Source organism: Mesorhizobium sp. M1078 (assembly GCF_040318615.1).
GTDB lineage: Bacteria > Pseudomonadota > Alphaproteobacteria > Rhizobiales > Rhizobiaceae > Mesorhizobium.
The window spans coordinates 187,899-200,678 of the sequence record NZ_JAMYMP010000001.1 but is presented as its reverse complement, the minus strand read 5'-3'; the positions used below and the strand labels follow the sequence as shown (position 1 = coordinate 200,678).

Here is a 12,780-nt window from a genome sequence, read left to right as displayed (position 1 = left end):
GTGGGCGGTCAGTATGAAGCCGTGCGTGCTATACGCTCGTCCGGACCGGCTCGCCGCGAGAATTCACGCCGGTATTGGGCCGGTGACGTCTTGAGCCGTGCGGCGAAATGCTGGCGCAGCGAGGTGGCGCTGCCGAAGCCGGCTTCGAAGGCCACCATGTCCATCGATTTTTCCGTCGCCTCCAGCAGCTGTTGCGCCAGTTCGATGCGTTGGCCGGCCAACCATTCGCCAAAGCTGGTGCCGATCGATTTCTGGAAACGGCGGGTGAAAGTGCGCCGGGTCAGGCCCGCGGCCTCCGCGACGCGGTCGAGGTTGTGCGTTTGTCCGAGCGTTGCCCGCACCGTGTCGAGCGCCAGGGTGAAGCGGTCGGTGGCCGGGGTTTTCGCCAGCGGGCGCTCGATGAACTGCGCTTGCCCACCCTGCCGGTGCGGCGACAGCACGATGTGCCTGGCCAGCCGCAGCGCTACCTCTGCGCCATAGCGGGCGCGCACAATGTGCAGGCAGCAATCGAGCCCGGCGGCGACGCCGGCCGAGGTGACGATGTCGCCGTCGTCGACATAGAGCACGTCGGCGTCGACTTCGATGTCCGGGTATAATGTTTGCAGCCGGTCGGTGGAGGCCCAATGTGTCGTCGCACGCCGGCCCGCAAGCAGCCCGGCGGCGGCAATGGCGAAGGTGCCGAGACAGAGGCCAACGATCAGCGCACCGCGCCGGTGCGCGCGACGCAGGGCCTCCGCCAGTTCTTCGGGAAGCGGCGCGTCGAGATCTTTCCAGCTCGGAATGATGACGATTTCGGCATCGTCGAATGCGGAAAGCCGGTACGGCACCACAATCGTCAGCCCTGCATCGGTGCGGATAGCCCCATCCTCGAGTGCACAGACGCGAAAGTCGAAACGCGGCAGGCCAAGCTTGGTGCGGTCGGTGCCGAACACCACGCACGGCACGGAGAGGTGGAACGGGCTGATGCCGTCAAAGGCGAGAACGGCAATGATCGGGTCGGCCATGCGTGTTTCCAGCAAGCGAAAAGCGCATTGTCCCAATTCTTTCGAATGATGTCAATCGGGCCACTTTTGGCAGTCGGGCGATCCGCCTATTTTCGACCTATCCCATTCAAGCCCGAAGGAGAACACCATGTCCGCCAATATCACGCCGCGCCGCGCGCTCATCGTCATTGATGTCCAGAACGATTATGATGGCGGCAACCTCGCCATCCAGTATCCGCCGTTCCGCGACAGCGTCGTCAATGTCGCGCGCGCTATGGATGCCGCCGCTGCGGCCGGCGTGAAGGTGGTGGTCGTCAAGCAGATGGCGCCCGAGACCTCGCCAGTCTTCGCCAAGGGCAGCCATGGCGGCGAACTGCATCCCGAGATCGCCCGGCGAAGCCGCGACCACTATGTCGAGAAGTCACTGCCTAGCGCCTTTGCCGGCACCGACCTCGAGGCGTGGCTGCGCGCCAATACCATCGATACGATAACGGTGATCGGCTACATGACGCATAATTGCGACCTGTCGAGCATCATCCACGCCGCGCATGTCGGCTTTGCGGTCGAGTTCCTGTCCGACGCCACCGGTTCGCTGCCTTACGCCAACAGCGCCGGCTACGCCTCGGCCGAGGAGATCCACCGCGTGGTGTCCATCATCCTGCAGTCGCGCTTTGCGGCCGTGCTCAAGACCGCCGAATGGATCGATTGCCTGAAGACCGGTGCTTTGCCCGAACGCGACACGCCCTATGCGTCCAACCAGCGCGCGCTGGCGCGCAACGCTGCATAGGCAAATCTGTCCCCGAAAAGCAAAAGGGCGGCCAGTGGCCGCCCTTCTTGGATCTCGCAACGATCTCGAAATTTTCAAAACAGGCCTTCGATCTGGCCGATCTCGTTGAGGAAGATTTTTTCCGAGGACGGCGCCTTGGGCAGGCCGGGCATGGTCATGACCTCACCGCAGATGACGACGACGAAGCCGGCGCCCGCCGAAAGCCTGACCTCGCGTACCGGCACGGTGTGCCCGGTCGGCGCGCCGCGCAGGTTCGGGTCGGTCGAGAAGGAATATTGGGTCTTGGCCATGCAGACCGGCAGGTGCCCGTAGCCGGCCTGCTCCCAGGCATGCAGCTGGTCGCGCACCGACTTGTCGGCGATCGCCTCGTCGCCGCGATAGATGCGCTGGACGATGGTGTTGATCTTCTCGAACAGCGGCATTGCGTCGGGATAGAGCGGCGCGAACTGCGAGGCGCCGGATTCGGCGATCTCGACGACCTTGCGCGCCAACTCCTCAATGCCGGCAGAGCCATTGGCCCAATGCTTGCACAGGATCGCCTCGGCGCCGAGCGAGGCGACGAAATCCTTCATCGCCTGGATTTCCACCTCGGTATCGGTGGTGAAATGATTGATCGCCACGATCGCAGGCACGCCGAACTGTTTCACATTCTCGATGTGGCGGCCCAGATTGAGGCAGCCCTTCTTGACTGCCTCGATGTTTTCCTTGCCGAGGTCTTCCTTCTTGACGCCGCCATTCATCTTCATGGCGCGCACCGTGGCGACGATGACGGCAGCCGCCGGCTTCAAACCCGCCTTGCGGCACTTGATGTCGAAGAATTTTTCAGCACCGAGGTCGGCGCCGAAGCCGGCTTCGGTGACGACGTAGTCGGCGAGCTTCAGCGCCGTCGTGGTGGCGACGACCGAGTTGCAGCCATGGGCGATGTTGGCGAACGGACCGCCATGCACGAAGGCAGGGTTGTTCTCCAGCGTCTGCACCAGGTTTGGCTGCATGGCGTCCTTCAGCAGCACCGCCATGGCGCCGTCGGCCTTGAGGTCGCGGGCATAGACCGGCGTCTTGTCGCGGCGGTAGGCGACGATGATGTCGCCGAGGCGCTTTTCCAGATCCTTGAGGTCGGTGGACAGGCACAGGATAGCCATCACTTCAGAGGCGACGGTGATGTCGAAGCCTGCCTCGCGCGGATAACCGTTGGCGACGCCGCCGAGCGAGCAGATGATTTCGCGCAGCGCCCGGTCGTTCATGTCCATGACGCGGCGCCAGGCGACGCGGCGGGTGTCGATGCCGAGCTCATTGCCCCAGTAGATGTGGTTGTCGATCAGCGCCGACAGAAGATTGTGCGCCGTGGTGATGGCGTGGAAGTCGCCGGTGAAGTGGAGGTTCATGTCCTCCATCGGCACGACCTGCGCGTAGCCGCCGCCGGCGGCCCCGCCCTTGACGCCGAAATTCGGGCCGAGCGAAGCCTCGCGGATGCAGACGATCGCCTTCTTGCCGATGCGGTTCAGACCGTCACCAAGGCCGACGGTAGTGGTCGTCTTGCCTTCGCCGGCCGGCGTCGGGTTGATGGCGGTGACGAGGATCAGCTTGCCGTCCTTGTTGCCCTTCACCGATTTGATGAATTCGGCCGAAATCTTCGCCTTGTCGTGGCCGTAGGGCAAAAGGTGCTCAGTCGGGATGCCGATCTTCTGGCCGATCTCCTGGATCTGCTTTTTCTTGGCGCCGCGCGCGATCTCGATGTCGGACTTCACTTCGGCCATGACGGCTTTCCTTCGGATTGGACGGTGGAGGGGACGGGTTTGATCTCACTCGCAGGCATGTTGAACCCGGGCGCGGGCATGTTCTAACCCTGTCGCTGCCGCGGCCTCAACTTGCATGCAACTATGTTTCCTATGAAGAAAGTGTCTCTGCGGCCGGCCCACCTGTCGCCGGTTCTTCCTGGCTCCGTTGCCGCGCCGTATAGAAGCCAGAGGACGCGACGTTCCGCCGTCTCAAAACAGCCGCCCAATGCACGGAATGCGACAGAGGCGACGGCGCAAATTCGCCATCGCTCACCGGGAAGCAGTGAACGCTACTGAGTCAGGACGTTGCTGATCTCGACCATGTTGGAGCGCACGCGAAGCACGTAGAAACCCATCGTCGTCAGGTGCGTCGGCATGATCCAGCCATCCTCACGGCCATTGGCGATTATGAAGGGCTGGATGCGCAGCGCCGAGACGAATTGCGCATCCATTGTGTCCCACAGATTGCCGAGATGCTTTTCCTTGATGACGTCCTCGAAGTCGGCCTGGGCGCCCTTCATCAGGCCGTAATAGGCATAGAGCTGGCCATAGGCGAACCAGAAGCGGTCATCGGCGCGGAAGTCGAACCAGCCATTGTTATGGTTTTCGGCGCGCTCCTTGAGGATCGCCGAGGTCGAACCGATGTCGGAGGAGATGCGGTCGATATACTGCTTCAGATTGTCGGCGCGGGCATCGAACGTCGCCTGGCAGCTGCCGAGGCGGGCGTTGAAGGAGCGCAGCTTGGTGACGGCATCGCGATAATAGCTCGGCGTCGGCGTCTTGGGGCCGAACGGGTTGAGGCCGAAATACCAGGTCTCCTCGTCGAACTGCAGATTGCCGCGCGCATCCTGCAGGTCGCCGTCGATCTGCGATGTGGTGCGAACACGCCCGAGATTGTCGGCAAGCTCGGTGGCGGTGCGCCGCACCGCCTGGTTGATGCCGCGCTGGAACGAGGCCTTGTTGTCCATGAACGGCGTGTTGTCCCAGTCGATGCCGAACAGGCCGAGTTTGTAGAGGATCATCGACGAGATCCAGGCATTCTGGTTGACGTTGAAGTCCGTCAGGTCGGCCGCCACCTGGGCGATGCCCGAATTGCCGCAGGTCTTGGCGGTGTCGGTGCCGGCGCCGGCGGCGACCTGTTCGCCGGCGGAAATGTTGCGGTTCTCGAAGGTGTATTTGTCGACGTAGTTGGGATCGAACTTGTTCCACCACTGGGTGGCGTAGAAGAAATTGGCGTAGAGGCCGATCAACACCAGAAGCGCGAGGCCGACCACAGCCTTCAGGATCCAGCCGCGCTGCGTATACCAGCGCCCAGCCCAGAGGAACGGCCACAGGATCGCGCCGATGACGAGGCCGATGCCGCGGCCTATCCATTGGAAGATGCGGGTGAAGAAATTCACGATCGGATCAAGCATGGCTCTCGTTCACCCCTCAGTCAGTCAGGCCGTAAAGGCGCGTGCGAAACGCCACTTTGTCTTTCAAATATGTGGTTTTCAGAACGTCCACAACATGCGACCGCCAGGCGTCGCTGTAGCCGTCATAGTCCTTGTAGAAGCCCGGCTTGTTGAAGACGTAACGCGAGACGAAGTCCTGCGGCACGAAATCCGAGATCAGCTGGTTGGTCAGCCAGGCGTCGGGATGGTCGGGCTTGCCACGCACGACCAGGAAGCGCTGTTGCGGAAACACATCCTCGATCTTGAGATGGCCGAGCTGGGCGATCTCACGCTTGGCGGCGTTGAGAAAGGGGAAATTGCCGTCCTTGGTGATCAGATCGGCATGGCCATGGATCCAGGTCTGCAGCCAGACCTTGTCGACCTCGGTCAAATTGCGGTTCGGCTCTGTGTCGCGGATGAGAGCGCGCACCACCATCTCGGCGCGATGCTCGAGATAGCCCGAGCTTTCGACCCATGACGCACGGGGCAGTTCGATGCGGCCGGTGCTGGCCAGGAACTTGAACACCTTGTCGGCATCGTTGATCGAGAGATAGCTGACCTGCCAGGGCCGCGAACGGCGAAAGCCGGGGGCGGCCGGGTCGCCGATGACGGTGGTCATATCAGGATCGACGAAGACGTAGACGCCGCCGAAATGGCTGGTCCAGTAGGCGTTGTGGCGGAAGATCACCTGGTCGGGCACCAGCGCATTCTCACGGATATCGCCGCAGACCTTCGCCAGCTCCACCATACGGCTCAGCATGGTGTTGTCGCGCCAGGCATCGGGCTCCTGCTTCAGCCGGTCGACCAGCTTGCCGAGTTCGGCGGCCTTGCCCAGCACGTCCTCGGCCGAAAGCACCCTGAACTCGACCTGGCTGATCGACAGCAGATCCTCGATGTCGTTGACCAGGGGAACGGAATCCTCGATCTCCCCGTAGATGACATCCTTGATCGTCAGCGCATCGATGGCGCGCTGGTTCTTGGACATGAACTCGAACATCAGCTGCGAGGTGTTGGAAAAGGCGGTGTGCACCACCGGCAGATCGATCTGCGACGGCGTCAGGATGATGAAGCGGCGGTTGACCTCGTTGGGGTCGAGATAATCGTAATCGCCGCATTCCTCGGCCACTTCGGGCGAGAAGCCGGTGCGGTCGATCTGGAAGCTCTTCAGCTTGGTCGGTTTGAGGCCGAAGGCGACAAGCGCCTTGTTGTAACGCTGGATGAGGTGCGGCTCGTCGACGGTGAGCAAGCGGCCGTAGATCAGCTCATTGTCGCGGAGAAGGTCGGGCTTTTTGGCGTGGCTCATGCAGAACGTTCCGAGTGGCGTTGCCTGTTGTGGCGAAGCGCCAACGCTGACGCCTCCCTCTCCCCGTTCTGCACGGGGAGAGGGCAAGGGTGAGGGGCAGCGCTAGCATTCAAGGACATGTCTCCCCATGGCCTTTGGCGGCAATAAATCGAAGATCATTGGTCCGGATGTGCCGATCGAGGCGCTGTTCGATAGCTGCCAGTATGGTCGTAGCGATCTCTGGTCCACGCATGCGCCGCCCCTCACCCTTGCCCTCGCCCCGTGAAGGACGGGGAGAGGTGGGCGTCAGCGTTAGCGCCAAGCCTTTCAGCACCCGCGGGCAACGAAGGAAGCTCACGCATTCCACAGCCCCTTCTTCTTCATCTCCTCCATCTCGCGCCCCGCCCGTTCGCGCAGGCGTGCGTCGCGCAGCAGCTTCTCCACCGCGGCGTCGTCGGATTTGTCGGAATAGCGGAACTCCGAGTCGGCGTAGCGGTTGATCTCCTGCATGACCATGTCCATCGAGAACGGCCCACGCAGTTCCTCGATCATGGCTTTCTTCTCGTCGTAGCCCTTGTGCATGAAGGCTTCCGGCTTCTCGAACCAGTCGTCGGGCAGCTCGATGTCCATGGCGCGCATCTTGATGGCGTCGGTGACGTTCTTGATGGCTCGGCCGGTGAAGCGCGGCTCGGCATCCTTGATCAGGTGCAGATAGGTGCCGATGTCGGCCATCGATTTCGGCGCGCCATTCTCCTTCATGTAGCGCTCATAGACCTTCATCAGCCCGTCTTCCTGAGGCTTCTCGTGCTCCTCATAGGCTTCGGTCACCGCGCGCTGGATCTCCTGCGCGGCGTAGAGCTTGTGGTCGCCGAGTGGGATCTTGTGGTTCTTGCCGGCAAGCAGGACGAAGATGTCGATATAGTCGTCGCGGCTCTGTGGGCCGTCGACCAGCCAGCGGGCCCCGGCGCGCTGGCGCAGCGCATCGTCGACATTTTCGGGATAGTTGGAAAACATGCCGAACGAGCAATTGCCGCGCACCACCGTGCCGGCGCCGGCAAAGGCGTCCATCAAGACGCCGGTGATTTCCTGTTGGCCGGCCGAGGCGCGGTCGTCGGAGCGGCGGGCCGCCACCTGGTCGATGTCGTCGACGGTGCCGAAACCGATGACGCGTGGGTTCAAGACATTGTTGATGAACTGGCGGCAATTCTGGCCGGATTTGCCCTGGTAGGACGAGATCTGGTCGACGCCGAAATTCTCATAGGCGAAGGGATAGCCGGCGACCTGGCAATAGCCGTTTACGAGGCCGGCGATCATCTGGATCAGCGTCGTCTTGCCGGTGCCCGGCGCGCCGTCGCCGATGAAGGTGAAGAGGAAGCCCCCGAGTTCGACGAACGGGTTCAACTCGCGCTCGAAATCGTAGGCCATCAGCATCTTGGCGAGCTTGACCGACTGGTATTTGGCAATGTGGTTGCCGACGACCTCTTCCGGCTTCTTGAAGGTCATCACCAGCGGTTTCGAACGCTTGCCGGGCGCGACGTCGAAGCCGTCGAGGGTGAAATCGTCGGCGTCGATGCGGATATGGGCGTTCTCGAACGGACCGATGCCGTCGAAGCGGCCTTTGCGGGCCAGCAGCCCATCAATGGCGACCCGTGCAAAAGCTCGCGCGCGCGTCGTCAGGTCGCCGTCGTCGTTGGAGCCTGCAATCGCCTTGTCCAACCCGGCGACGATCGACTTCACCGCGTCCTGCGGCGTGTCGAACAGGAAGTCCGGTTCGGGGATATCGTTGGGAGCCTCGCCGTCGCTGTCGATCAGCTGGAACAGGTAAGAGGCGAGGCTGAAGGCTGAAACGTAAGCCGAGGCTGACAGAAGCTTCTTGAAGGTCGCCGCCTCATCGCCCTCAAGAGGCGCGCGGGTGTTCTTGGCCTGGAGGCTTTCGAGGTCGGAGCCCTCGGCGAAGACGTCGGAGATGGCGAGCGCAATCGCCAGGCCGCGGCGGGCGCGGAACAGCAGCGTGTGCTGGGGGATGCTCATCAGCTGGTCGTCGGGATGGATTGCGGCCACGGTCTTGGTCAGCTCGACCTCGCGTGTGCGGCGCACCGAGCCGACCGAGACGGTGGAGACGAAGCGGCGGTTGGTGCCGGCAAGCGCGGTGCCGGATTCGCGTGAAGGATCCTCCAGCACGACGACGCGAGTGATGAAGCTTTGCGCGGTTGCGCGGTGCTTTTCGATAGCCGCTTCCGGAATGGTGGTCAGGCCGGTGTCCATGAAGGATGCTCCGCGATGTGACGGTCAGACATCTGAAATCACCTGCCCATTTGACAGGATGTGAACCTTGTAACCGGAAAAGATCTTTTGAGCTTCGCCGGCGGCGTAGAGTGCTTGATAGGCTTCGTGCGGGATCAGGGCGTGGTTCTCGTAGCTCGACACACCCTGGCGCGCGGCTTCGAGATCGTCGGTGTTGATAAAGAATTCCTGCGTGGTCTTCTCGCTCGAAAACAGGCCCTTGCGGCCGGGCTTCTCGCCCTTGGAGTAGACCTCCTGGATGGTCCAGGTGAGCAGCCAGGCATTTTCCGGTTTGCGCACCTTGGCCAGCACCTCGGTCACGGTCGAATTGTTGTCCGTAATGCCTGCGGAATAAAAGGGGCCGAGCACGACGCGGCGCAGCTGCTTAGGGTGCAGCGGCTCGAAATCCTTGTCGAGATTGACCGCAATCGTTGCGGGCGAAAGCGTGTAGGCGGAATTCTTCTCGGTGAAATCGTCGAAGCGATGGGCGAGTTCGGGGTTGAGCAGGCCGTCCACCGGCAGCGGGATGTCGACCCGTTCATTGAGCTTGCCGTTGCTGTCAACGAGCTGCCGGATCATGCTTTCGGAAGAATCCTCCACCGTCACCATGTAGACGAGCGGCAGGTTGGCGCTGCCGTCGAAGCTCGCCCAGTGCACGAGGTAATAGGGGCGCCCGGTCTTTGGATTGACCGAGACCTTGGCCGTCTGCGCCAGCGAGAACGGGCCAAAAGTCTGTTCGCTCTTGACGTCCTCGAGATAGAGCCGCTCGGCCATCGACTTCTGCAGCGCTTCGGGGAATTCCTTGTGGCGCAGGATGAAGTCGGCCATTTCCTCGCGCAATTCGCCGGCCAGCGGAATGTTGGCCAGCCGCGCCTCGGCCTGGCGGCGGTCGTTTTCCAGTTCGAGCAGGTTCTGGAAGACGGGATAGCCGCTGTCGGCGCGCGAAATGCGGAACGTGTCCATGAAGCCGAGCCGGTTGCGCCAGCAGGAAAACGATTTGTCCAGCCGGGCAATGTATTCGGCGACAATCTTGGCGACGATGCCGTGCCGGTAAAGCGGCGAGCGGTCGTCGCGCATGAACACTTCGAGGCCGCTGAGTGCCGCCGTGATGGCGGAAAAATAGCGCGCCGCCGCTTCGTTTTCGGGAGTCATGCCGGTGTGCCCGCGTGCAGCCGCTCCTTACGACTGCACGTAGTTGGCCGAATTGTGCTTCTTCATCACGTCGTCGAAACGGCGGGCGAAGGCGTCGTCGGCGAGCTTCTTGCGGCGCTGGATGTCGGAGCTGGCGACCATGTTCTTCTCGTGCATTTCGAGGAGATCGCCGATGTGCTTTTGCGAGGCGGCGCCAATGCCGGCCATGGTCTCTTCGGCGGTGTTGTCAACCTGGCTGCCCAGCGTGTTGATCTTGTGGGCGACATCCTGCTGGGCGGCGGTCTTCAAGGAATCTTCCAGTGCCTTGTAGAGCACGATGCGCTGCTCGGTATCGATGGTCAGCTTGTTGATCAGCGTCGACTGCGCTGCGATCTGATTGTTGAGCGAATCGACGAAGGTCTGGAACATCGAGGTGTAGCGTTCCAGCGTCTGGCTTTCGGCCAGAAGCTCCTGCTCCTTGGCCTGCTTTTCATTGTATTCGGTCGCCAGTTTCGAGCGCTCGCCCTCAAGCTGCGTGCGCTCCTTCTGACTGGTAGAAGCGGCGATCTTGTTTTCGATGTCGAGCAGCAGCGGATTGACCTCCTCGATGCGCTTCTGCACCGCCTCGAGGTTGGTCATGGTGACCTTGCGGCGCTCGATCACCTGCGACAGGCTGTTTTCCGAGGTCTTGTAGCGCTGGTCGAGGACCTCTTTCTGCGCTTTCAGGATGCCGACGATGGTGTCGGACTTGACCAGAAGCTCCTGCAGATTGCCGGCCAGCGACATGTTGCGGACGCGGTCGGTGCGCATGCGCTGCTTGCGTTGCGCCGAGAAGACGCCGACGAAGCTTTCCCAGCCGGTGTAGTTCTTCATGCTCTCGAATTCGGTGCCGAAGACGTTGGTGGCGTCTTCCAGCCCGATGATCAGGTCGGCGATGTTGCCTTCCATCACCTTCTGCTGCTTCAGCACGTCCTCGATGCGGGCATTCTCGATGTCGAAATTGGCGTCGCCGATCTTCTTGTCGGCGGTGGCCAGCGTATCAAGCACCGTGCCGGACTGCTCGATCTTGGAGCGCATGTCCTGCACGACCTGCCTGGTCTTGGCAATTTCGGCATCGAAATTCTGCAATGTCGCCATAGGGGCCTCCCGCTTCGGCTTCCGGTCGCTGGCTGCGAACAGCGGCGAATATATGTGGGGTATCAGGGGATTGAAAGACGCAAGACAAGACCCGCCCCGAAAACAAAAACATACGCGGTCGTCTTGAAAGGCAATGAAGGCGGGGTCATGGCGTGATTAACCAGCCGGCCAAGTATTGTTCAACCGTCATTGAACTTTGACGGCTGCGAAGAAGTCGATTTCGGACAGTGTGGGTGTCCTGAATTCGACAGAGGACTCAACGAGTTGCAAGCGCGAGACAGCTGGCGGAAGCCGTCGCCATCACGCTACCCATCGCGCCGTTCAAGGCTTCGGATCGGCCTTCAGATAGGCGATGACGTTGGCGATGTCCTCGTCGCTGCTCAGGCCGGAGAAGCCCATCCTGTTGCCGGGTACTTCAGCTTGGGAGCGCCGAGATAGACTTTGAGGTTGGCTTCGTCCCAGACCAGGCCGGCCGCGCCGGCGTCCTTCATGGCCTGCGAATAGTTGAAGTTCTGGGCGGTGCCGGCGATGCGGCCGACGATACCGAGGAGATGCGGGCCGACCTTGTCGCGGTCGCTTGCCGCCTCGTGACAGGCCATGCAGCGGTAGAACACTTTCTTGCCAAGTGCTGCATCGCCGTCGGTCAGCGCGGCGAGGATACCGGCCAAGTAAATGACAAGGCCTGATGAAATGGCTCGAAGCATGGCGGTTCCCGGCTGGCTCTGGCTGAGGGCAAAATAGGCTGCAGGCCTTAACAAACGCCGTATGCCGGTGGATAGCAGCCGGGCTCAATCCGTGCGCGGGATAGCCGCGACCGCCTGCTTGACCTGCTTTTCAATCGCCGCCGACGAATGATTGTCGCGCACGAAAGCGCGGCCGATCTCCGCCATCTCGGCGGCCGCTTGCGGGCGTGTCGCGAGATCGATGATTTTCAATGCCAACTTGCCGGCATCGTCGCTGGACAGGAAATGCCTGCCCGCCTGCAGGCCAAGCCCTTCGACGGCCTTTTCGGTGGCGGCGACGACAAGGCCCGCCGCCATCGCCTCCAGCACCTTGATGCGGGTTCCGCCGCCGAAGCGCAGCGGGATCGGCGCATAGCCGGCACGCCCAAGTAATTCCGGCAGATGCGGTGGGTTCTCGATCAACCGCAGACCATGCCTGGTGCATAGACCGCGCACGACATCGCGCGGGTTTCTGCCGGCGACGGTGATCGACCAGGGCCGGCCGGAGGCGGCGAGGCGCGGCGCCATCGCGCGGCCGATCTGCTTGACGGCGTCGATGTTTGGGAAGTAGCCGAGATGCCCGATGAAGCACAGGCTGAGCTCACTGAAGCGCTCGGCAGCAATCGGCAGGGAAAGCACGCTCTCGTCTGGAATGGGGTTGGCGACGAACCTGACGTCGTTGACGGGGCCGAGAGCGGACAGAAGCGCTTCGTCCGCCCGCGAACAAACCCAGACCTGGTCGGCCAGGGCAGCCGCACACCTGTCGGCTTCGCGCGCCTCTGCCTTCCTTCGCCTGTTTTGGCGCCAGTCTCGAATTTGCTGCCACAGCGTCAGGCCGGCGATCCGGTCGGACACCGTCCGGGAATCAATGTTGTGCTGGTCAAGGACGGTGCGCGCGCGATGCTTCGGCGCCAGCGTCAGCAGCTGCGAAAGCACGATCTCCTCGATCACCACGAGATCGGGCGCGAATTCCCTCCAGATGGCGTCGGCTTCGGCCAGCTCGTCGTCCGGCATCATATGCACGGTCGGGTGCGGGCTGCGCCTGCCCCAGGGCGCCCTGCCGCGCGCTGCCTCGATGATCCGGTGAGGGATGTTCCGCGGTGTGGAGGGTGCCGGGGCGCCAGTCAGGCTTACCGTCAGGACCTCGCCCATCGATGCCAGGGCGCGTGCATTGGCGGCGTTCCGGATCTCTCCGCCGGAGACCGGCGGAAACGGGCAATCAACTGTGAACTGCAGAATTTTCATGT

Annotated in this window: 10 protein-coding genes and 1 pseudogene; 2 read left to right on the top strand and 9 right to left on the bottom strand. The window is 62.2% G+C overall.

Annotated elements, in window-relative coordinates; all coding sequences use genetic code 11:
* Positions 1-8: 8 nt before the first annotated feature.
* Entirely contained in the window at positions 9-1,004 is a 996-nt protein-coding gene (locus tag NKH38_RS01040; RefSeq protein WP_352758495.1) for a helix-turn-helix domain-containing protein, read from the bottom strand.
* Between the two features lie 127 nt (positions 1,005-1,131).
* Between NKH38_RS01040 and NKH38_RS01035 the strand changes: the two genes are divergently transcribed.
* On the top strand, positions 1,132-1,770 hold the full coding sequence (locus tag NKH38_RS01035; RefSeq protein ID WP_023748141.1) for an isochorismatase family protein: 639 nt from the start codon (positions 1,132-1,134) through the stop codon (positions 1,768-1,770).
* Positions 1,771-1,844: 74 nt separating this feature from the next.
* On the opposite strand, the gene NKH38_RS01030 is transcribed toward NKH38_RS01035, so the two are convergent.
* The 3 genes from NKH38_RS01030 to NKH38_RS01020 all read right to left on the bottom strand — a co-directional run bounded on the left by NKH38_RS01030 (position 1,845) and on the right by NKH38_RS01020 (position 6,281).
* Positions 1,845-3,524: a formate--tetrahydrofolate ligase gene (locus NKH38_RS01030; protein ID WP_352758494.1), complete on the bottom strand. Its 1,680-nt coding sequence runs from the start codon at positions 3,522-3,524 to the stop codon at positions 1,845-1,847.
* A gap of 311 nt (positions 3,525-3,835) precedes the next feature.
* Positions 3,836-4,960 (bottom strand): DUF2333 family protein, encoded by a 1,125-nt coding sequence (locus NKH38_RS01025; protein WP_023686165.1) that lies wholly within the window; start codon positions 4,958-4,960, stop codon positions 3,836-3,838.
* Positions 4,961-4,976: 16 nt separating this feature from the next.
* Entirely contained in the window at positions 4,977-6,281 is a 1,305-nt protein-coding gene (locus tag NKH38_RS01020; RefSeq protein WP_023691610.1) for a DUF6638 family protein, read from the bottom strand.
* A 127-nt stretch (positions 6,282-6,408) separates the two neighbouring features.
* Here NKH38_RS01020 and NKH38_RS01015 point away from each other — a divergent pair, with 127 nt between their 5' ends.
* Positions 6,409-6,546 (top strand): hypothetical protein, encoded by a 138-nt coding sequence (locus NKH38_RS01015; RefSeq protein ID WP_023686163.1) that lies wholly within the window; start codon positions 6,409-6,411, stop codon positions 6,544-6,546.
* A gap of 68 nt (positions 6,547-6,614) precedes the next feature.
* Here the strand turns inward: NKH38_RS01015 and NKH38_RS01010 are convergent, their stop codons facing one another.
* The 5 genes and pseudogenes from NKH38_RS01010 to NKH38_RS00990 form a co-directional block, all read right to left on the bottom strand.
* Positions 6,615-8,525, bottom strand: coding sequence for an AAA family ATPase (locus NKH38_RS01010; protein ID WP_352758491.1), 1,911 nt, complete (start codon positions 8,523-8,525; stop codon positions 6,615-6,617).
* A gap of 24 nt (positions 8,526-8,549) precedes the next feature.
* Positions 8,550-9,695: a hypothetical protein gene (locus NKH38_RS01005; protein WP_023683666.1), complete on the bottom strand. Its 1,146-nt coding sequence runs from the start codon at positions 9,693-9,695 to the stop codon at positions 8,550-8,552.
* Positions 9,696-9,722: 27 nt separating this feature from the next.
* A complete protein-coding gene (locus NKH38_RS01000; protein WP_023669990.1) occupies positions 9,723-10,811 on the bottom strand; it encodes a hypothetical protein in 1,089 nt (362 codons plus the stop codon).
* Between the two features lie 321 nt (positions 10,812-11,132).
* A pseudogene (locus NKH38_RS00995) lies at positions 11,133-11,515 on the bottom strand (c-type cytochrome).
* A gap of 84 nt (positions 11,516-11,599) precedes the next feature.
* A complete protein-coding gene (locus tag NKH38_RS00990; RefSeq protein WP_352758488.1) occupies positions 11,600-12,778 on the bottom strand; it encodes a glycosyltransferase in 1,179 nt (392 codons plus the stop codon).
* Positions 12,779-12,780 lie beyond the last annotated feature (2 nt).